The following is a 19,987-nucleotide window of genomic DNA, read 5'->3' on the forward strand; positions in this document are numbered from 1 at the left end:
ACGGAGATCAGCTTCGTCCCGGAGGCGATCGACACCTGGTGGTAGACGTCGATCTCGGGCAGGTCCGCGGGGTTCACCAGGGTGATGGCCATGCTCTACTTCTCCTTGTTCCGGGAGCCCGGGGGATCGAGGGCTCACGTGTACCGGACCGGGCTGTTCCCGATCTCTTGTGGTTACTCAGGAACCATAGGAGAGTGGTCGTTGACAGGGAAGAACGCACTTTTGAGAGAGTGGGGAACCTGATGGTGACCAAGCAGTTCGCGGACACGCCCGAGGGGGCGGACCTGAGGCGCGCGGACTCCCTCGCGCGGGAGATCTTCTCGGACGTGGCCAACAAGTGGGCACTGCTGATCATCGAGACCCTGGCCGACGACACGCTGCGCTTCACCGAGCTGCGCAACGGCGTCGAGGGGATCAGCCACAAGATGCTCGCCCAGAACCTGCGCATGTTGGAGCGCAACGGCCTGGTCGAGCGGACCGTGCACCCCACGGTGCCGCCACGGGTCGAGTACACCCTGACCGAACCGGGCCGCGGCCTGCGGGCGACCGTCGACAGCATGTGCACGTGGACCCACCGGTACCTCGGCCACATCGAGACCTCCCGCCGGAGCTTCGACTCCTGACGGGGCGGCGAGCGCCTCGTCGGGTCCGGCGCGGACAGGGCGGCGCGGGCCCGACGGGCGGCCGGGGCCGGCCCGGCTCCGGGCGGTCGGCGGGCCACTGGGCCGGGCCGGGACTTGACGCGCCCGCTCCCCGCGCCCCCTTCGTGGAAGACTCCGCGGGTGCCCACCTGGATAACGCCGCGCCGCCTGCGCGCCACCGCCGTCCTGTACGCCGTCTTCCTCGGGGGTTGGTATCTCGGCCAGCCCCTCCCCCTCGTCGGCTGCCTCTCCGAGGAGTCGACGGCCCCTCCCCTGGAAGCGGTGACGGTCGGTGAACCCGGCGACTTCTCCGACGGCTTCTCCCGCGTCGCCCGCGACGCCACCCAGATCGTCACCAGCGACCTCGTCGACACCGAGGCCATCGTCGCGTGCGACCCGTACACGGCCCGCCCCCGCCTGGTGGCCTGGGTGACCGGAGACTGGCGCTAGGGTTCTCGTCCGGATCCTGCCGGGGCTTCCCGAGCCCGGCAGGATCCGGACGAGGCCCAGATCGGCAGAATCACCCGATCGAGGCGGGGTGCGAACGCATGACCCGCGGGCGGTTCCCGGAGGGACGGGCGGATCACGCGCCTGCCGTCCCGGTCCTCACGGCCCTGTGGCGGCGCGCTCCACCGGACCGCCGGCGCGACGAGCATGGACGGCTTCGACGGCGAGATCCGGCCATGCCGTACGCGATCGAGCGGGCGGTCGACCGGCTCGGGAACCCCCGAACCGGGGCCACCCGCCACGACATCGGGGCCACGTCTTCCGCGGCGCGCCGCCACAGGGCGGTGATGGGCTTCGACGGCGGTCCGCCGGGCGGGGCAGGGGGCGTCCGGCGGATCTCGACCGGGACGACGGCGCCTGGCACGGCACCTCGCCGCGATGCAGAAAGGTTCGAATCGCCCCCCTACGAGGGCATTTCAGCGACTCGCGCTGCACCGCACCAGACACCCCGGACCGTCCCGCCCTGATCCGCCGGGCACCCCCTAGTCGACCAGGGTGCCGAAGTGCTGCGAGCGGAGCGCACCGCGCCGACCGCCGGCCCGTCCGTCCGGCGCTTCGCGTGCGTCGGCCCAGATCGCCACGAGCCCGAGCGGGCGGTAGCCGTCCTCCTGCGTCCAGGCCGCAGAGCTGGAACGTTCCTGCCTCGGTCGTGTCGCCGGGGGCTGCGGCGTCTCGCGCGCGATGCCCCCGAGGCGGCGCTCGAAGTCGGCCTGCAGCCGGTTCATGGTGTCGAGGAAGTCCTCGAGTGGAATGCTTCCTTCGTACATCTGCTCCTCGTTTCCTGCATGGTTCCCTCCGCCGCACACCGGGGTCGGAGCGCGGCGACGACCGGACGCACGGGATCGGCAAAGGCGCGGCCGCCGTGGCGGCCCGCCCGCGAAAGTCGTCTGATGCGCGACGACATGTGCTCCCGTCGCCGCACCCCACACAACGATCTCCCTCTCCGGGGGGTATGCGGCATTCGGGTGACTCATCAAGAACGGGTGACGTCTGCCCGGACCGTCCGGTGAATGATCTCCGGCGGGCCCACCGCCCCGACGGAGCGCGTACATTCGAGCACGGGGTCCTGAACGGCACACCCGCTACAGCTGGTCGTGGGCGACGGTCGGCCGGGCCCAGGGCCGGATCGGTGAGGATGCGGCTCGCCGCGACGACCTCCCGTACCGGCGGATCCGCCGGCGGCGCCAGCGCGTGCTCGAACAGGTGGAGCCGGGCCGGACCCGTGCGCGCGCCCTTCATCGTGAGGTCGGTGATCCGCCCCCTGGCCAGTGCGCGGATGCGCGGCCTCGCGCCGTAGCGGGGCGGCCTCTTCGGCATGGACGGGGAACGCCCACTTCCTCGCGCGCCCGCCGCTCGTCCAGGACGCCGTGCTGTGGCCCACGGTGGCGGTCGCGACCCGAACGGAGCCGTAGTCCAGGGTGCCGACGAGCGTGTCGCTGTCGACGGACGGCCGGGGCGCTCCGCGCTTCTTCGGACAGGCGCCGGTCTCACGGCCGCCGTCGATGGCCGGGTGGTCGTACATCGCGACGGCGTACTCCCCGCGCACGCCGGTCGAGCCCGACCATCGCCGACTGGCCGGACTCGGTGCGGTCGTCGGGCCCCGTCACGCCGGGCATCCGCGTGGTCTCGGACCGGACCAGCGGCTCGGTCACCGTCGGCGGCGCGGGGACCAGGCGGCGCAGGGCCCTGGGGACGGTGCGGTGGATGGCGTCGAGGTACTCGCGGTCGGTGAACCGGTACCGGCCGACGGGAACGAGGGCGCTCCCAGCGGAACGGACCACTCCGCCACCATGTCCACCGCGCGCACGTACCCGTGCCTACCGCTCGGTGTAGTCGTCGTAGAAGCCCTGGCCCGTCTTGACGCCCAGGTGCCCGGCGTCGACGTAGGTGCGCAGCAGCTCACGGGGCCCCTCGGGCAGTTCGGGGCGCTCGGCCGCGTAGTGGTCCTCGATGTCGAGGACGACGTCCAGGCCCACCATGTCCATCATCCGGAACGGGCCGGCCGGGGTGCCCATGTTGATCTGCCACATCCGGTCGACGTCCTGCGGGGTGGAGACCCCGTCCGCCACCACCGCCAGCGACTCCCGTTTGATGGCGGCCCAGATGCGGTTGAAGATGAATCCCGTCGACTCCTTGCGCGCCTCGAACGGGTGGACGCCGTAACGGGGCAGCTCCCGCTCCAGGAACGCCATGATGTCCCGGTCCGTGTGGCCGTCCGACATGATGTCGACCGCGTTCTGGTGCGGCGGCATGTAGAAGTGCATGTTGAGCACCCGCTCGGGGCGCTCGACCCGGTCGATGAACTGACTGGTCGGGTACGAGGACGAGTTGCTGGCCAGGATCGCGTCGGGCGCGGCGGCCCGGTCCAGCCGGCCGAAGATCTCCTTCTTGAGGTCCAGCCGCTCGGGCACCGCCTCGACGACCAGCCACGCGTCCGTGAGCGCTTCCTCCAGGTCGTCGGTGATCGAGACCCGGCCCGGCGAGCCGCCCTCGATGCCGGCGGCGACCTCCGCCACGTTCTCCTCGACGTACGCCCGTGCCGCCTCGCCCGCCTGCGTCGAGGGGTCGTAGATCCGCACCTGGCCCCCGCGCGTGGCGAACATCAGGGCGATTCTCCGGCCGAGCGTGCCCGCGCCGACGACGGCGACCGGCCGTTCCGCGATGCCGGTGGGGAGGGTGAAGGACATGGTCGTTTCCTGCTTCCCAGACGACGGAGGGCTTCGACGCGGACTCGTCGTGCCTGCTCAGCAGCTTCCACCGCCCGCCCCGTACCAGCCACCCGTGCTACTCCGGTCGGGCGGCCGGCGCCGATCCGGTCCGTCCAGCCCCGTCGGGGGCGCCCGCGCACCCGCCATCAAGAGCCCGCAGGGCCCACCGGCGTACGCCTGGTGTCGCTTCGTCCTCTTTGTCCGCTCGCGACTTAGGGTCGACGTGCGCTCGCCAGGTGTGCGCCGCGTGTACGGGTGGGGGCGCTGGACCCGCCCGAGCCGTGATCCGTTCAGCGACGGGACCGCCGTCGGCGACCTCGGTGGAGTGCTATGACAACCGGCAGTACCGCAGACGGCGCGGGGGCGGGCCGCCCGGTCGGGGGAGCCTCGGCCGGGTACATCCTGCGGCGGTGGAAGCTGTGGATCGCGCCGACCGTGCTCAGCGCTCTGGTCGCCCTGGTGCTCTCGCTGCTGTACATGGGCGGCATCCTCACCCCGACCGAGAGCCTGCACCGGCTGCCCATCGCGCTGGTGAACGCGGACACCGGCCCGCCGCCGTCCGGCCAGAACCAGAACCTCGGCGCCCGGATCAGTGCCGCCGTCGTCTCCTCCACCCCGGCCGACCAGGTGCGGTGGCGGCGGATGAGCCAGGAACGGGCGCAGGACGAACTGGCCTCCGGCAAGGTCTTCGGCGCGCTGGTGATCCCGTCCGACTTCACCGCGGACGTCGGCCGACTGGCCACCGGCGAGGCCGCGAAGCGCCCGTCGCTGACCGTCCTGACCAACCCCGGCACGGGCAGCCTCGGCTCCTCCCTCGCCCAGCAGATCTCCCAGCGGGCGGCCGGCCAGGCATCCGCGTCGGTCGGGCGGGAGCTGACCCGTTCGCCGGCCGCGGCGGACCTGGCCCCCGGCTTCCGGCTCCTGCTCGCGGACCCGGTCGCCGTCCGGGTCCAGGTGGGCCACCCGATCGGCAGCCACAGCGGGTTGGGCCTGAGCGCCTTCTACTACACGCTGCTGCTGGTGCTCGCCGGGTTCATCAGCGCCAACATCATCCACAACGCCGTGGACACCTCCCTCGGCTACGCGGACAGCGAGATCGGCCCCTGGCACACCCGCCACCGCACCGTGCCCATCGACCGCACCCGGACCCTGCTGGTGAAGATGGCCATGACCGCGGGCCTCTCCGTGCTGACCACCACCCTGATCATGCTCGCCACCATCGGCATCCTCGGCATGGACGCACCCCATCGCGTGCTGCTGTGGGTGTTCTCCTACTGCGCGTGCCTGACGGTCGGGATCGGCGTCCAGGCCATCAACGCCGCCTTCGGCGGCATCGGCCAACTGGTGGCCATGTTCGTCTTCATCGCGCTGGCGCTGCCCTCGTCCGGGGCCGCCGTGCCCCTGGAGGCGGTGCCGGGCTTCTACCGGTTCCTCGGAACCTTCGAGCCCATCCGCCAGGTCGCCGACGGGGTGCGGGCGATCCTCTACTTCGACGCCCGCGCCGAGGCCGGACTGGTGCGCGGATGGACCATGATCGCGGTCGGTTTCGCCGTCGCGCTCGTCTTCGGCTACGCGATGACCCGCTACTACGACCGCAAGGGCCTGCACCGCATGGTCCCGAAGCCCGAATGACGCCCGCGCGCACCACTCGATTGCTCCGAATTCCTCTCTGTACGTCCGGAAAAGTGGTGACGTTGTCCGGACGGGCCACCCAGACATGAGGAAGTGACATGGTTCAGGGCTTCTCCAAAGAGCCGGGCACCCATGGGCCGCTCTTCGAGGTTCCCCCGGAGGGGCAGCGGAAGATCACCCGCTGGGCGACCATGATCGCCCTGGGCGGCTTCCTCTTCGGCTTCGACACGGGAGTCGTGTCGGGCGCTCTGCTCTACGTCAAGGAGGACTTCGACCTCAACTCCTTCGAGCAGGGCAGCGTCGTCAGCGTGCTGCTCATCGGCGCGGTGTTCGGCGCCACCTCGGCCGGCCGGCTGTCCGAGAGCATCGGCCGGCGCAAGGCCCTGGGTGTGATCGGCACGGTGTTCATCGTCGGGACGGCGATCGCGAGCGCGGCGAGCGGCTATCTGATGCTCATGGCGGGCCGTGTCGTCCTCGGCCTCGCGGTCGGAGCGGCGTCCGCGACGGTCCCGGTCTACCTCTCCGAGATCTCGCCGACGAAGATCCGCGGACGACTGCTGACGATGAACCAACTCATGATCACGCTCGGCATCCTCATCGCCTACCTGGTCAACCTCGCCTTCTCGGGCAGCGGGATGTGGCGGGCCATGTTCGCCGTCGGCGCGGTGCCGGCCGCCCTCATGGTGGCGGCCAGCGTGTGGTTCCTCCCCGAGTCCCCGCAGTGGCTCATCTCCCACGGCCAGGAGGAGCGGGCGCGGAAGGGGGTCGCCGCGCTCACCGACGAGGCCACGGCGGACGAACTGGTCGAACGGGTCCAGCACCGGATCGCCGCGGAGCGCGAGGAGATGGCCCGCACTTCCGGGGCGGACCATCCGGGCGCCAGGGAGCTGCTCACGCCCGACGTGCGCCCGGCCCTCGTCGTCGGACTCACCCTCGCCGCCGTGCAGCAGTTCGGCGGCATCAACACGATCATCTACTACGCGCCGACCATCATCCAGCAGACCGGATTGAACGCGTCGAACTCCATCTTCTACTCGGTGTTCATCGGCGTGATCAACCTGGTCATGACCCTGGCGGCGATCCGACTCGTCGACCGGGCCGGCCGCCGCGTGATGGTCCTCGTCTCGCTGGCCCTCATGGCGGTGTCGATCTTCATGCTCGGGGTCGCGTTCGTGGTCGGCATGAACTCGCTGCTCACGCTGCTGTTCATGGTCATCTACATCGCCGCGTACGCGGGCGGCCTCGGACCGGTGTTCTGGACGCTGCTCGGGGAGATCTTCCCGCCGACCGTCCGGGCCGAGGGATCGAGCGTGGCCACCGCGGTCAACTGGGTCTCCAACTTCGTCGTCAGCCTGGCCTTCCTGCCCATCGCGGCCGCCATCGGCCAGGGCGAGGCCTTCTGGATCTTCGCCGGGATCTGCGTGTTCGCGTTCTTCTTCGTCGGCCGATACCTGCCCGAGACCCGAGGCCGCGACCCTGAACAGATCGAAGAGGCCCTCAAGGCCCGTTTCCGGCGCGGCCGGTCCGCGTCGGGCGGCCCATCGCAGCCGACCACCCCCCAGAAGGGACGACGCCCGTGACGAGCGACACCTTCCTCGGTCCCCGCGCCCCGGAGAACTCCGGCGCCCTCGTGCTCTTCGGCATCACCGGCGACCTCGCCAAGAAGATGCTGCTGCCCGCGCTGTACCGGCTCACCGAGTGCGGCAGGCTCACGGTGCCCGTCATCGGGGTGGCCGCCTCCGACTGGGACGACGACGCCCTGCGCGAACACGCGCGCGAGGCGGTCACCGCCGCCGGCGCGGACGTCGACGAGGCGGTCTTCGCCCGGTTCGCGGCGCGTCTGTCCATCGTCACCGGTGACTTCACCGACGACGCCACCTACGTCCGGCTGCGCGAAGCGGTGGCCGGCCTCGGTTTCGTGACGCACTACCTGGCGATCCCGCCGGCGCTGTTCACCACGGTCGCCGCGTCGTTGGCCGCCGCGGGCCTGAACCGCGACGCCCGCCTGGTGGTGGAGAAGCCGTTCGGACACGACCTCGCCTCCGCGCGGGAGCTCCAACGGGAGTTGGGCGCCCACTTCGACGACGACCACCTCCTGCGCGTCGACCACTTCCTGGGCAACAGCGTGGTCGAGAGCCTGACGGTCGCCCGCTTCGCCAACACGCTGCTGGCGCCCATCTGGCACCGCTCCTCCGTGGACAACGTCCAGATCACCCTCGCAGAGGACTTCGACGTCGCCGACCGGGGCTCCTTCTACGACGCGGTGGGCTGCCTGCGCGACGTGGTCCAGAACCACATGCTCCAGGTCCTGGCCTCCTTCGCGATGGACCCGCCCAGCGGCACCGACCCGCGGGCCCTGGGACTGGAGACGAGGCGGGTGCTGCACGCGATGCGCACCATGGACCCGGCCGACACCGTGCGCGGTCAGTACACCGGCTATCAGGACGTCGAGGGCGTCGCCCCCGGCTCCACCACCGAGACGTACTTCGCGACCCGTGTGTTCATCGACAACTGGCGCTGGGCGGGCGTGCCGTTCTACCTCCGCAGCGGCAAGGCGCTCGCCGTCTCCGCCACCGAGGTCGTGGTCGAGCTGCGCAAGTCGCCCGTGGAGCTCTTCGGCGGCTACGACACCCGCACCCCCTCCAACCTGATCCGCTTCCGCATCGACGGCGACACCGGGATCAGGGCGGACCTGATCCTGAGCAGGCCCGACGAGAGCACGGGGCCGACCACGGTCCCCATCGGCGTCGACTTCGAGCAGGTGCTGGGGCGGCAGACCCTTCCGTACGAGAACGTGCTCCAAGGAGCCGTCGAGGGGGACGCCGAGCGCTTCCCCTCCCTCCCCTCCATCCTGGAGTGCTGGCGCATCGTGGAACCCGTGCTCGACCCGGCCGAGCCGCCCCTCCCGTACGCGCCGGGGAGTTGGGGACCGGAGGCCGCCGACCTCCTCCCCGGCCTGCGGAACTGGCACCGGCCGGGCCGCCTCCTCTTCGACGACGTCGCGTCCGCCGAGGGTCAGGGCCTCTCGTCTGGGTGATGCCGGGCTCGCGGAACCCCGGCACGTATGTCTGCGGCAGTGCCGTCGGCCGTCGGTGCTCCGCGGTGACTGCCTCCTCCGCCTCGCCTCCGTACGCACCGCACCCCCCTCCCCGATCCGGTCTGATCCCGACGAAAGACTCCGGACGCGCCCGACAGGGGTCGCCGGTCGGGATCTCGGCGGCCCCTCCGGACGTACCGGCGCGGAGCCCCGGCGGCGCGTCCGCCGTCCGCTCCGTGGTGGCCATCCCTCCATGCAACCCGATGGGCGCGACACCGCGCGAGCCACGGGTCGGACCTGTGGATAACGTTATCCACAGGGGTCGCGGGATGCGGCGGAGCGCGGGACCGTCGAGCCATGAACCAGCACCGTGAACCCACCGGATCGACCGACGGCCAGCAGATCGTCCTGCGCGGCCCCGCCGAACTCGCCGACGCCCTGCCGTACCTCATGGGTTTCTACCCAAACGACAGCGTCGTGATGGTCGCCCTGCACGGCGGCCGGGGCCGGTTCGGCGGCCGGCTCAGGCTCGGCATCCCGCACGCGCCCGGCGAATGGGGGCCGGTCGCCGACCAACTCGCGGAATCCCTGATCACGGGGAGCGAGCGCCGCGAGGGGCGACCCGACGCGATCGTGGTCTTCCTCTGCCAGGACTCACCGGACGGGGCGGGCGGGCAGGCGACCATGGAGCGCCTGCGGCCCTTCGCGCAGTGCCTGCGCACGGCGTGCGGAGCGCTCGACGTCCCCGTGCTCGAAGCCCTCTGCATCTCCGACGGCCGCTACTGGTCCTACTGCTGCCCCGACGACCGGTGCTGCCCCGGCCGGGGAAAGCCCCTCGCCATGCCCGGCACGACGGTCATGGCCGCGGCCGCCGCCTACGCGGGCATCCACGTCCGGGGAACCCTGCGCGACATGGAGGCGCGGCTGAGTCCCTGGCGGGCGACGGCGGAGGTGTCCGTGCAGGAGAGGGCGCTCGACGAGGCCGGGCCGCCGCTGATGGCCCGGATGCTCGACGAGAGGGCCAAGCGGGAGGTCGGGGCGGAGACCCTGGAGCTGGCCCGCACCCTCATGGGCCGCATCGAGGAGGCGCGCCCCGCACCCCCCGCCCTCTCGGACGCGGGGGACGACCGACTGGTCGGCCCCGACGAGGCCGCCGCCGTCATCCTCGGGCTCCAGGACAGGGAGACCCGCGACAAGGCCGCCGCGTGGATGGAAGGACCGGAGGCGCAGTCCGCGCTGCGCCTGTGGCGGACCCTGGCGCGGCGCTGCGTCGGGGTGTACGGGGAGTACGCCGCCGCCCCGCTCACCCTGGCGGGCTGGGTGGCCTGGTCCACGGGCGACGAACCGGGCGCACGGGTCGCCCTGACGCTCGCTCTGCGAGCCGACCCCGCCTACACGTTCGCCCAACTGCTGCACCGGGCCTGCAACGAAGGGCTCGACCCGGAGGCGCTGCGCCGCTGCCTGCGCGAAGCGCTCGCGGAGGAGGCGGCCGCCCGAGCCGAGAGCGCCGGAGGGACGTCCGGCGCCGTGCCCGGAGGCGGCGCCGCCCCGCACGTCGTCAAGGCCCGCCCACTGCCGGTCAGGGGGCGGCGGCACGGCGGCGGTCCCCGCCCCCCGGGCGCCGGGGGAGGGGCGCCGTCGGCCGGGGCCGCCCGCTCCGGAGCCGCCCCGACCAGGCGGCGGACCGGAGAGGTCCGGCGGTACGGCCGACGCGGTATCAGGGCGCGCCGGTGACGAGCAAGCGGTGACGGGCGGGGCGTGGCCGAAGAGGGAGGGGCGGGAGTGGCCGGATGCCGCCGGGCCGCGGAAAGGCGGGATCGCGAGGACGGAGAAGGGAGTGTTTATCGTCAGGCAGACGACTAAGATCGCGACATGCCGCCCTACGACCCGTCGACCTTTCCGCCCTTCGCCGTCACCGTCGACCTGGTCGTGCTCACCGTGCGCCGTCACGCGCTCTGCGCGCTGGTGGTCCGGCGCGGGGAGAGTCCGTTCCAGGGCCGCTGGGCCCTGCCCGGCGGCTTCGTACGGGCCGACGAGGACCTGGAAACCGCGGCAGCGCGTGAACTCGTGGAGGAGACCGGCCTCTCCGCGCACGATCCGGCGAAGCCGGCCACCGGCAACGGCGCGCACCTGGAGCAGTTGGCCACCTACGGCGACCCGGCCCGCGACCCCCGGATGAGGGTGGTCAGCGTCGCCCACCTCGCCCTCGCGCCGGACCTGCCCGCGCCGCGCGCGGGCGGCGACGCAAACAGCGCGCGCTGGGCCCCGGTGGAGGACCTGCTGCGTCCCGGCTCCGGCCGGCAGGGCGAGCAGTCGGCCCCGCTGGCCTTCGACCACGCGCGCATCCTGGCCGACGGGGTGGAGCGGGCCCGTTCCAAGATCGAATACTCGTCGCTGGCCACGGCGTTCTGCCCGCCGGAGTTCACGGTCGGCGAGCTGCGCCGGGTCTACGAGGCGGTGTGGGGCGTGGTCCTGGACCCCCGCAACTTCCACCGCAAGGTCACCGGCACCCCCGGCTTCCTGGTGCCGTCCGGCGGGACGACCACGCGGCAGGGAGGCCGACCCGCACAACTGTTCCGCGCGGGGGCCGCCACGGTGCTCAACCCGCCGATGCTCCGCCCGGAGGTCTGAGGCGCGTCCCGGTCGGCGCCCTCCGGTCGCGGAGTCCCGGCGGGCGGTTCCCGTCCGTCCGGGAGGGCCCCAGAAGGCCCAAGGTGTTCACCGTGGGGGTCACGCGGAACGCCCACCGGTTCACCCATGCACGAAAAGTCAGAAATGTCGCGTTATGTTGCTGCAGTACCCATCTGCCGCCGAGCGGTCTCACCTTCCGCGAGAGACGCGAGAGAAGCGATGCTCCAGGCCATCGGACTCACCAGCACCCCCCGGCGCGACGCCCCGCCCGCCGTGAACGACCTGACCTTCGAAGCGCCGCCCGGCCGCGTCACCGCCCTGCTGGGCGCCACGGGCTCGGGCAAGACCGCCGCCCTGCGCCTGATGCTCGAACTCGACGCCGGGCGGGGCGTCGCCTACTTCCGGGGGCGGCCGCTGCACCGCATCGCCCACCCGGCGCGGGAGGTGGGCGTGCTGCTCGGCGACGTGCCGGGGCACCCCTCCCGGACGGCCCGCGGGCAGCTCCGGATGCTCTGCGCGGCCGCCGGCGTGCCGGCGGCCAGGGCCGACGAGGTGCTCGAGGTCGTCGGCCTCGCCGGGCTCGGCGACCAACGCCTCGGGGCCCTGTCGGTGGGCATGGACCGCCGGCTCGGCCTCGCCTCCGCCCTGCTCGGCGACCCCCACACCCTCATCCTGGACGAACCCGCCGAAGGGCTCTCCCCGCGCGAGAACAGTTGGCTCCACGGACTGCTGCGCGCCCACGCGACCCAGGGCGGAACCGTCCTGTACGCCACCGCCGACCCCAAGGAGGCGGCCCGCACGGCCGACCGCGTCGTCACCATCGACGGCGGACGCCTCGTCGCCGACCAGGAGGTCGCCGAGTTCGCCCGCACCCGGCTGCGGCCCAGGGTCGCCGTCCGCACCCCGCACGCCGCCCGACTGGCCACCGTCGTCGGCCGGGAGGCGCGGGCCGCGCGGCGCTCCGTCGAGGTGGTCGAGGAGGGGAGCGGACGGCTGACCGTGTACGGCAGCACCTGCGCCGAGATCGGGGACACCGCCTACCGGCACGGCGTCCCGGTGCACCAGCTCGCCGACGAGATCGGCGACGCCGGACCCGCCGCTCCCCGCGCCGCGCGGGAGGCGGCGCGGCAGGCCTCCGCCGTCGCGTTCTCCGAGCTGCCGCCGCCGATCCGGGTGAGCCCCGCCCGCGGCCCGCTGCGCCCCCTCCGCTACGAACTGCACCGCTCCCTCGGCGTCCGGACGACCGCCGTGGTCATGGCGGCCGTCCTGCTGATGTCCGCCGCGCTCTCCGTCCTGCTCGCCCGTACGGACGGCACCGGACTGCCGCGCCTGCTCGCCGGCTGGCCCGCGCTGCTGCCGCTGCCTCCCGCCGCCCTGGGGGCGGGCCTGCTCGGAGCGCTCTCCTTCGGGGACGAGTTCCGCTACCCGGCGCTCGCCGCCGGGCGCGGCACCGTGCCCCGGCGCATCGGGCTGCTGCTGGCCAAGCTCGTCGTCACCGCGGGCTTCGCGCTGGTCCTCGCCGTCCTCACCGTCGTGTGCGACGCCCAGAGCCTCCGCCTCGTGTACGGGCCGGACTTGGTCGAGGTTCCGGACAACTATCCCGCTCTGGCGGCCGGTTGGGCCGGCCTGGCGGTCGGCTGCGCCTGGGCGGGCCTGCTGGCGGCCGGTGTCTTCCGGGTGGCCGGGGCGGGCGTCGCCGCCGTGCTGGCCGTACCGGTGCTGGTCGTACCGCTCATCGAGAAGGTCTTCGCGGCGCCGTCCACGCGGTCGGTCGCCGGGCTGCCGGGCCGGCTGCGGGAGTGGGCCTGGTGGCACCTGCCGCAGGAGGTCGACGGCTGGGTCCTGGCCGCCGCGCGGGTCGTGGCCCAGCCCGTGGGCGCCGCCCTCGCCCTGTCGTTGTCCGCCCTGATCTGTGCGTATCTGTTCACCAGCCTTCGGGGAAAGGTGCGTTGGTGAACACTTTCGTCCGGAGGCGAGGGCGACACCCCGAATCCCCGTGGGTAATGGTCGATTTGTAGGTATATGGCGTCAATTGTGGAGCGAGCGCCGATCACCCTTTCGTGTGCTTTTCACCAAAGACCTCAAGAGGCGGACGGGCTGCGCCGACAAAGGATGCGTGAGTACCCTTGCGCACACCATGATGACCGCCGCCCGCTCCGTAGATTCCGGCCTGGCCGGTCCGGGCGAACTCGATCGCCATCCCTATACGGAGGCGCCGGCCGGCGAGCGCGCCGCGGCCCGAGCCTGGGGCGGTTCCGATTCCGAGCTGGGACGGGCGCCCCGGCGGGGGGCCGCCAGCCGGGGGCGCGGGCTCCACGGCCAACTCGTCCAACAACTGGGCCAGATGATCGTCTCCGGCGACCTCGGCGCCGACCGGCCCCTCGTCCCGGAGGAGATCGGCCAGCGTTTCGAGGTCTCCCGCACCGTCGTACGCGAGTCGCTGCGCGTGCTCGAAGCCAAAGGACTGGTCAGCGCGCGCCCCAACGTGGGGACGAGGGTGCGGCCCGTCAGCGACTGGAACCTTCTCGACCCCGACATCATCGAATGGCGGGCCTTCGGCCCGCAGCGCGACGACCAGCGCCGCGAGCTGGCCGAGCTCCGCTGGACTATCGAGCCGCTCGCCGCCCGCCTGGCCGCCGGGCACGGCCGGGACGACATCCAGCAGCGCCTCGGCGACATGGTGGAGATCATGGGCCACGCGATGGGGCAGGGGGACGCGATCACCTTCTCCCGCGCCGATGCGGAATTCCACTCCCTGCTCATCCAGGCCGCCGGCAATCGGATGCTCGAACACCTCTCCGGCATCGTCTCGGCCGCCCTGCACGTCTCCGGCAGCCCCGTCACCGGGTGCGACCGGCCCGGCGACGCCTCACTGGCCCACCACGCGCGCATCGCCGACGCCCTGGCGTCGGGCGACGCCACGGCCGCCGAGGCGGCCATGCGGCAGTTGCTCGTCGTCCACCCCGACGTCGAGCGGGTCGTCCCGGCGCCGCGCGAGCACTGACCGAAGCACGGCCGGCCGGGGCGCCAGGGCCCCTGTGCCGCCGGACCGCACGGTCCGGCGGCACAATTGCGGGGAGATGTCATCTCTGGCCCTGTTCGTGACGAACGGGGTGTGACTCGGGCCACGTGGATGGGGCGTAACACTCCCCGGAGCAGCGCGATGACCTAAGAGGTAACCGCCGCAGAAGGAATACAGCAGGCTGTGAGCACGCTGTGGAGTTCTGAGGTGAAACCCGCGCCGTCGGCGACATCCCCAGTCGGCGGTCGTCGGCTCCAGCCCTCACCAGGGCGGGGCCGGAAGCCGTTTCCATCGTTCCGAGAGGTTGTTCGTGTCGGCCAGCACATCCCGTACGCTCCCGCCGGAGATCGCCGAGTCCGAGTCTGTGATGGCGCTCATCGAGCGGGGAAAGGCTGATGGGCAGATCGCCGGCGATGACGTGCGTCGGGCCTTCGAGGCTGACCAGATTCCGCCAACCCAGTGGAAGAACGTTCTGCGCAGCCTCAACCAGATCCTCGAGGAAGAGGGTGTGACGCTGATGGTCAGTGCCGCGGAGTCGCCGAAGCGCGCCCGCAAGAGCGTCGCAGCGAAGAGCCCGGCCAAGCGCACCGCCACCAAGACTGTCACGGCGAAGACCACTGTGACCAGGACCGTCGCGGCCCCCGCCGCCCCGGCGGCCGAGAGCGCGGAAGCGGGGGCCGACGAGACCGCAGCGGCCGCCCCCGCCAAGAAGACCGCGGCCAGGAAGACGGCCGCCAAGAAGACCGCCGTGAAGAAGACGGCCGCCAAGAAGACCGCCGCGAAGAAGTCCGGCAAGCAGGACGACGAGCTCCTCGACGGTGACGAGGCGGTCGAGGAGGTCAAGGCCGGCAAGGGCGACGAGGAGGAGGGCGAGGGCGAGAACAAGGGCTTCGTCCTCTCCGACGACGACGAGGACGACGCGCCCGCCCAGCAGGTCGCCGTCGCCGGCGCCACCGCCGACCCGGTCAAGGACTACCTGAAGCAGATCGGCAAGGTCCCGCTCCTCAACGCCGAGCAGGAGGTCGAACTCGCCAAGCGCATCGAGGCGGGCCTCTTCGCCGAGGACAAGCTGGCCAACGCGGACAAGCTCGCTCCGAAGCTGAAGCGCGAGCTGGAGATCATCGCCGAGGACGGCCGGCGTGCCAAGAACCACCTCCTGGAGGCCAACCTCCGCCTGGTGGTCTCCCTGGCCAAGCGCTACACGGGCCGCGGGATGCTCTTCCTGGACCTGATCCAGGAGGGCAACCTCGGTCTGATCCGCGCGGTCGAGAAGTTCGACTACACCAAGGGCTACAAGTTCTCGACGTACGCCACCTGGTGGATCCGTCAGGCGATCACCCGCGCGATGGCCGACCAGGCCCGCACCATCCGCATCCCGGTGCACATGGTCGAGGTCATCAACAAGCTCGCGCGCGTGCAGCGGCAGATGCTCCAGGACCTGGGCCGCGAGCCCACCCCGGAGGAGCTGGCCAAGGAGCTCGACATGACCCCTGAGAAGGTCATCGAGGTCCAGAAGTACGGGCGCGAGCCGATCTCCCTCCACACCCCGCTCGGTGAGGACGGCGACAGCGAGTTCGGCGATCTGATCGAGGACTCCGAGGCCGTCGTCCCGGCGGACGCGGTCAGCTTCACCCTCCTCCAGGAGCAGTTGCACTCGGTGCTCGACACGCTCTCGGAGCGTGAGGCGGGCGTGGTCTCGATGCGCTTCGGGCTCACCGACGGGCAGCCGAAGACGCTGGACGAGATCGGCAAGGTCTACGGCGTGACGCGTGAGCGCATCCGCCAGATCGAGTCGAAGACGATGTCGAAGCTGCGCCACCCGTCGCGTTCCCAGGTGCTGCGCGACTACCTCGACTAGGTCGCGGGCGTCCGATCGCACAGAACCACCGGCCGAGGGCCCGGAACCCCCAGGGGATTCCGGGCCCTCCGGCGTGTCCTCGGGTGCCGAGGGCGACCGGCTGGATCACGCTGGGTGGACCGTTCCCACCTCAGCGTCAGGAGCCCCCATGCCCCGTCCTCTCGTCCGCGCCCTGACCGGGCTGCTCGCCTGGACCGCCGCGGCCGCCGTGCTGCCGCTCGCCTCGGCCGCTCCGGCGGCCGCGGACAGCGTCATCGTCGGCGGGCGGCCCGCCGAGGCCGCGGAGAGCCCCTGGGTGGTGGCCCTGTCGAGCCGCGACCGGTTCGGATCGGCGCGGGCGGGCCAGTTCTGCGGCGGGGTCGCCGTGGCCCCCACGAAAATCCTCACGGTCGCCCACTGTCTGGGTGACGAGGCCCTCGGCGGCCCGGTGAGCCGGGTGAGGGACCTCCTGGTCATCGCGGGGCGGGAGCGGCTGAGCGGGCCGGGCGGCCAGGAGATCCCGGTCCGGCACCTGTGGGTGAACCCCGCCTACGACCGCGCCTCCAACGCCGGCGACCTCGCGGTGCTGACCCTGTCCCGCGCGCTGCCCGACGGCAGCGTGATCCCGATGGCCCGGCGCGGGGACGCCGCGTACCGTGCGGGGACGGCGGCCGACGTCTACGGCTGGGGCGACACCACGGGCAGCGGCACCTACGCCTCCGTGCTGCGCTCGGCGCGCGTCCAGGTCCTGCCGGACGCCGACTGCGCCCGCGCCTACCCCGGCGGCCGGGAGGGCACGTACGACGCCTCGGCGATGCTCTGCGCGGGCGACCCGGCCGGGGGCCGGGACGCGTGCCAGGGGGACAGCGGGGGGCCGCTGGTGGCCCGCGGGCGGCTCGTCGGCCTGGTCTCCTGGGGCAGCGGCTGCGGGCGGGCGGGCAGCCCCGGTGTGTACACCCGGATCTCCGCGGCCGTTGAGTGGGCCGCTGGCCGCATCTGAGCGGGTCCGCCGCGTGCCGGCACCGCCCTCCGGCACGCGGCGGACACCACGAGAACGGGCGGCCTCCCCGTGGGGAGACCGCCCGTCGGCCGGTCCTGAACCGGCCCGTGGCTCGTCGTGGATGCGAGGTGTCAGTGTTGGTCCTCGTCGGCAGCGGCCGCCTGGACAGCGGTCAGCCGATCCGTCTCATCCTGTATTTCCGCGGCGATCTTCTTGAGTTCCGGCTCGAACTTGCGCCCGTGGTGGGCGCAGAAGAGCAGTTCACCGCCGCTGATCAGGACGACGCGCAGATATGCCTGGGCGCCGCAACGGTCACAGCGGTCTGCTGCGGTCAGCGGGCTCGCGGGGGTCAGAACAGTAGTCACGTCGCCTCTTCTCTAGCTCGACGAGCTGTCGTACCAGGGTCAACATCCAACCAGGCCGAAAACGTTCCCGCTCGTGGCTTTTTCTTCGAAACTTCTTCTCGGTGTGGCTGTCTGCTGCCGGTTGGCGGCGAATGTGCCGTATGTGGAGCGCTACGGTTTCGCATTGCTTGTCTCAGGGGGTGTGTCCCGCCGGCCGGCTTGCCGGTTTGTTCATGAGGACGTGCCCGGAGCCTAAATGGTTCATGCCTCGAAGGGAACGTGATGTGCACGTCACCCCCACGGATGATCGAACACGTATGCGAGCCCGGATTGGGCTCGACTAGCATGAGGATTCCCCGAGGGTGGCGTTACAACCGCTCTACCAGGCCTCTGTAGGCTCTCAGCGGCAACCGAAGCCCAGCCCCGTACCCACGGGTGCCCCAGTTGAAATTCAGCGAGGAGCGAACCCGCGTGACCGCCGAAACATCCGTGCCGTCCACCGCGATGCTGACCGGAGCAGGCGGCGACCGGGACAGCTCCAACTACACCGCGCGGCACCTCCTCGTCCTCGAAGGGCTCGAGGCGGTCCGCAAACGCCCCGGTATGTACATCGGCTCCACCGACAGCCGCGGCCTGATGCACTGCCTCTGGGAGATCATCGACAACTCCGTCGACGAGGCCCTGGGCGGGCACTGCGACCAGATCGAGGTCATCCTCCACGACGACGGCTCCGTGGAGGTGCGCGACAACGGCCGGGGCATCCCGGTCGACGTCGAGCCCAAGACGGGGCTCTCGGGCGTCGAGGTCGTCATGACCAAGCTGCACGCCGGCGGCAAGTTCGGCGGCGGCTCCTACGCCGCCTCCGGCGGTCTCCACGGCGTCGGCGCCTCCGTGGTCAACGCCCTCTCCGCCCGCCTGGACGTCGAGGTGGACCGCAACAGCGCGACCCACTCCATCAGCTTCCGGCGCGGCGTCCCCGGCGCGTTCGCCGAGCAGGGCCCCGAGGGCCCCTTCACCCCGGCCAACGGCCTGCGCAAGGGCAAGCGCGTCCCCAAGACCCGCACGGGCACGCGCGTGCGCTACTGGGCGGACCGGCAGATCTTCCTCAAGGACGCCAAGCTCAACCTGGAGACGCTCTACCAGCGGGCCCGCCAGACGGCGTTCCTCGTCCCCGGCCTCACGATCATCGTCCGCGACGAGCGGGGGATCGACGGCGAGGGCAAGACCGAGGAGACGTTCCGCTTCGACGGCGGCATCAGCGAGTTCTGCGAGTACCTGGCCCAGGACAAGGCGGTCTGCGACGTCCAGCGCCTCAGCGGCACGGGCACGTTCAAGGAGACCGTCCCCGTCCTGGACGAGCGCGGCCACATGACCGCCACCGAGGTCACCCGCGAGCTGGGCGTCGACATCGCGCTGCGCTGGGGCACCGGTTACGACACCACCCTGAGGTCGTTCGTCAACATCATCGCCACCCCCAAGGGAGGCACCCACGTCAGCGGGTTCGAACGCTCCCTGACCAGGACGGTGAACGAGGCCCTGCGCTCCGCCAAGATGCTCCGGGTCGCCGAGGACGACATCGTCAAGGACGACGCGCTGGAGGGCCTCACCGCGGTCGTCACCGTACGGCTGGCCGAGCCGCAGTTCGAGGGGCAGACCAAGGAGGTGCTCGGCACCTCGGCGGCCAACCGGATCGTCGCCAACGTCGTCGCCAAGGAGCTCAAGGCGTTCCTGACCTCCACCAAGCGCGACGCCAAGGCCCAGGCCAGGGCCGTCCTGGAGAAGGCCGTCGCCGCCGCCCGCACCCGGATCGCGGCCCGCCAGCACAAGGACGCCCAGCGCCGCAAGACCGCGCTGGAGTCCTCCTCGCTGCCCGCCAAGCTCGCCGACTGCCGCAGCGACGACGTCGAGCGCAGCGAGCTGTTCATCGTCGAGGGCGACTCGGCGCTCGGCACCGCCAAGCTGGCTCGGAACAGCGAGTTCCAGGCGCTGCTGCCGATCCGCGGCAAGATCCTCAACGTACAGAAGTCGTCCGTCTCGGACATGCTGAAGAACGCCGAGTGCGGGGCGATCATCCAGGTCATAGGAGCCGGGTCGGGCCGCACGTTCGACATCGACGCGGCCCGCTACGGCAAGATCGTCCTGCTGGTGGACGCCGACGTCGACGGCGCGCACATCCGCTGCCTGCTGCTGACCCTCTTCCAGCGCTACATGCGCCCGATGGTCGAGGCGGGGCGGGTCTTCGCCGCCGTGCCGCCGCTGCACCGGATCGAGCTGGTCCAGCCCAAGAGGGGCCAGGACAAGTACGTCTACACCTACTCCGACAACGAGCTGCGCCAGACCCTTCTGGAGTTCCAGCGCAAGAACGTGCGGATCAAGGAGTCCATCCAGCGCTACAAGGGCCTGGGCGAGATGGACGCCGACCAGCTCGCGGAGACGACGATGGACCCGCGCCACCGCACGCTGCGCCGCATCAACATCGGGGACCTGGAATCCTCCGAGCAGGTCTTCGACCTGCTGATGGGCAACGAGGTCGCGCCCCGCAAGGAGTTCATCACCAGCTCGGCGGCGACCCTGGACCGCTCGCGCATCGACGCCTGAGCCCCGCGTACCGCTCGGCCCCCGCTCCCG

Annotated in this window: 16 protein-coding genes and 3 pseudogenes; 12 read left to right on the plus strand and 7 right to left on the minus strand. The window is 71.8% G+C overall.

All coding sequences use genetic code 11. The features are described from left to right. A pseudogene (locus ACZ6EJ_RS21325) lies at positions 1 to 92 on the minus strand (RidA family protein); the annotation flags it as partial. Between the two features lie 150 nt (positions 93 to 242). Here ACZ6EJ_RS21325 and ACZ6EJ_RS21330 point away from each other — a divergent pair. Both ACZ6EJ_RS21330 and ACZ6EJ_RS21335 read left to right on the plus strand, forming a co-directional pair. Further along, a complete protein-coding gene (locus tag ACZ6EJ_RS21330) occupies positions 243 to 623 on the plus strand; it encodes a winged helix-turn-helix transcriptional regulator (RefSeq protein ID WP_469269150.1) in 381 nt (126 codons plus the stop codon). A 159-nt stretch (positions 624 to 782) separates the two neighbouring features. Further along, a complete protein-coding gene (locus tag ACZ6EJ_RS21335) occupies positions 783 to 1,091 on the plus strand; it encodes a hypothetical protein (protein ID WP_469269152.1) in 309 nt (102 codons plus the stop codon). 539 nt (positions 1,092 to 1,630) lie between these two features. Here the strand turns inward: ACZ6EJ_RS21335 and ACZ6EJ_RS21340 are convergent. The 5 genes and pseudogenes from ACZ6EJ_RS21340 to ACZ6EJ_RS21360 all read right to left on the minus strand — a co-directional run bounded on the left by ACZ6EJ_RS21340 (position 1,631) and on the right by ACZ6EJ_RS21360 (position 3,835). Continuing rightward, on the minus strand, positions 1,631 to 1,915 hold the full coding sequence (locus ACZ6EJ_RS21340) for a hypothetical protein (protein ID WP_469269154.1): 285 nt from the start codon (positions 1,913 to 1,915) through the stop codon (positions 1,631 to 1,633). A gap of 418 nt (positions 1,916 to 2,333) precedes the next feature. Next, positions 2,334 to 2,465, minus strand: a pseudogene (locus ACZ6EJ_RS21345) (acetoacetate decarboxylase); the annotation flags it as partial. 103 nt (positions 2,466 to 2,568) lie between these two features. Continuing rightward, positions 2,569 to 2,670, minus strand: a pseudogene (locus ACZ6EJ_RS21350) (hypothetical protein); the annotation flags it as partial. Continuing rightward, positions 2,636 to 2,929 (minus strand): acetoacetate decarboxylase family protein, encoded by a 294-nt coding sequence (locus tag ACZ6EJ_RS21355; RefSeq protein WP_469269155.1) that lies wholly within the window; start codon positions 2,927 to 2,929, stop codon positions 2,636 to 2,638. The gene ACZ6EJ_RS21355 and the pseudogene ACZ6EJ_RS21350, both read right to left, overlap by 35 nt. A 36-nt stretch (positions 2,930 to 2,965) precedes the next feature. After that, a complete protein-coding gene (locus ACZ6EJ_RS21360; protein WP_469269157.1) occupies positions 2,966 to 3,835 on the minus strand; it encodes a 3-hydroxyacyl-CoA dehydrogenase family protein in 870 nt (289 codons plus the stop codon). Positions 3,836 to 4,186: 351 nt separating this feature from the next. Between ACZ6EJ_RS21360 and ACZ6EJ_RS21365 the strand changes: the two genes are divergently transcribed. The 9 genes from ACZ6EJ_RS21365 (at position 4,187) to ACZ6EJ_RS21405 (ending at position 17,015) form a co-directional block, all read left to right on the plus strand. Then, complete coding sequence (locus tag ACZ6EJ_RS21365; protein WP_469269158.1) at positions 4,187 to 5,488, plus strand: YhgE/Pip domain-containing protein; 1,302 nt, start codon at positions 4,187 to 4,189, stop codon at positions 5,486 to 5,488. Between the two features lie 98 nt (positions 5,489 to 5,586). Next, a complete protein-coding gene (locus ACZ6EJ_RS21370) occupies positions 5,587 to 7,068 on the plus strand; it encodes a sugar porter family MFS transporter (protein WP_469269159.1) in 1,482 nt (493 codons plus the stop codon). Further along, positions 7,065 to 8,525, plus strand: coding sequence for a glucose-6-phosphate dehydrogenase (zwf, locus tag ACZ6EJ_RS21375; RefSeq protein ID WP_469269161.1), 1,461 nt, complete (start codon positions 7,065 to 7,067; stop codon positions 8,523 to 8,525). Before ACZ6EJ_RS21370 ends, zwf begins: the two co-directional genes overlap by 4 nt. Positions 8,526 to 8,882: 357 nt before the next feature. Then, positions 8,883 to 10,259 (plus strand): DUF4192 domain-containing protein, encoded by a 1,377-nt coding sequence (locus ACZ6EJ_RS21380; protein ID WP_469269162.1) that lies wholly within the window; start codon positions 8,883 to 8,885, stop codon positions 10,257 to 10,259. 138 nt (positions 10,260 to 10,397) lie between these two features. Then, positions 10,398 to 11,156, plus strand: a complete 759-nt coding sequence (locus ACZ6EJ_RS21385) for an NUDIX hydrolase (RefSeq protein WP_469269163.1) — start codon at positions 10,398 to 10,400, stop codon at positions 11,154 to 11,156. 219 nt (positions 11,157 to 11,375) lie between these two features. Then, on the plus strand, positions 11,376 to 13,112 hold the full coding sequence (locus tag ACZ6EJ_RS21390) for an ATP-binding cassette domain-containing protein (protein WP_469269165.1): 1,737 nt from the start codon (positions 11,376 to 11,378) through the stop codon (positions 13,110 to 13,112). 160 nt (positions 13,113 to 13,272) lie between these two features. Then, on the plus strand, positions 13,273 to 14,160 hold the full coding sequence (locus ACZ6EJ_RS21395; RefSeq protein WP_469269167.1) for a FadR/GntR family transcriptional regulator: 888 nt from the start codon (positions 13,273 to 13,275) through the stop codon (positions 14,158 to 14,160). A gap of 328 nt (positions 14,161 to 14,488) precedes the next feature. Next, on the plus strand, positions 14,489 to 16,036 hold the full coding sequence (locus ACZ6EJ_RS21400; protein ID WP_469269168.1) for an RNA polymerase sigma factor: 1,548 nt from the start codon (positions 14,489 to 14,491) through the stop codon (positions 16,034 to 16,036). Positions 16,037 to 16,184: 148 nt separating this feature from the next. Beyond that, the gene (locus ACZ6EJ_RS21405) at positions 16,185 to 17,015 is read left to right on the plus strand and encodes a S1 family peptidase (RefSeq protein ID WP_469269170.1); all 831 of its coding nucleotides are present in this window, start codon (positions 16,185 to 16,187) and stop codon (positions 17,013 to 17,015) included. Positions 17,016 to 17,146: 131 nt separating this feature from the next. Here ACZ6EJ_RS21405 and ACZ6EJ_RS21410 read toward each other — a convergent pair whose 3' ends face one another. Further along, entirely contained in the window at positions 17,147 to 17,380 is a 234-nt protein-coding gene (locus ACZ6EJ_RS21410) for a DUF7455 domain-containing protein (protein ID WP_047179196.1), read from the minus strand. A 450-nt stretch (positions 17,381 to 17,830) separates the two neighbouring features. Here ACZ6EJ_RS21410 and ACZ6EJ_RS21415 point away from each other — a divergent pair, with 450 nt between their 5' ends. After that, complete coding sequence (locus ACZ6EJ_RS21415; RefSeq protein WP_469269172.1) at positions 17,831 to 19,957, plus strand: DNA gyrase/topoisomerase IV subunit B; 2,127 nt, start codon at positions 17,831 to 17,833, stop codon at positions 19,955 to 19,957. Positions 19,958 to 19,987 lie beyond the last annotated feature (30 nt).

The sequence above is a fragment of the Streptomyces sp. NPDC041970 genome (assembly GCF_055588985.1).

Coding starts and splice junctions, on each gene's coding strand:
- ACZ6EJ_RS21380 (WP_469269162.1), top strand. CDS start 8,883: ATGAACCAGCACCGTGAACCCACCGGATCGACCGACGGCCAGCAGATC.
- ACZ6EJ_RS21330 (WP_469269150.1), top strand. CDS start 243: ATGGTGACCAAGCAGTTCGCGGACACGCCCGAGGGGGCGGACCTGAGG.
- ACZ6EJ_RS21365 (WP_469269158.1), top strand. CDS start 4,187: ATGACAACCGGCAGTACCGCAGACGGCGCGGGGGCGGGCCGCCCGGTC.
- ACZ6EJ_RS21405 (WP_469269170.1), top strand. CDS start 16,185: ATGCCCCGTCCTCTCGTCCGCGCCCTGACCGGGCTGCTCGCCTGGACC.
- ACZ6EJ_RS21340 (WP_469269154.1), bottom strand. CDS start 1,915: ATGTACGAAGGAAGCATTCCACTCGAGGACTTCCTCGACACCATGAAC.
- ACZ6EJ_RS21370 (WP_469269159.1), top strand. CDS start 5,587: ATGGTTCAGGGCTTCTCCAAAGAGCCGGGCACCCATGGGCCGCTCTTC.
- ACZ6EJ_RS21390 (WP_469269165.1), top strand. CDS start 11,376: ATGCTCCAGGCCATCGGACTCACCAGCACCCCCCGGCGCGACGCCCCG.
- ACZ6EJ_RS21385 (WP_469269163.1), top strand. CDS start 10,398: ATGCCGCCCTACGACCCGTCGACCTTTCCGCCCTTCGCCGTCACCGTC.
- ACZ6EJ_RS21360 (WP_469269157.1), bottom strand. CDS start 3,835: ATGTCCTTCACCCTCCCCACCGGCATCGCGGAACGGCCGGTCGCCGTC.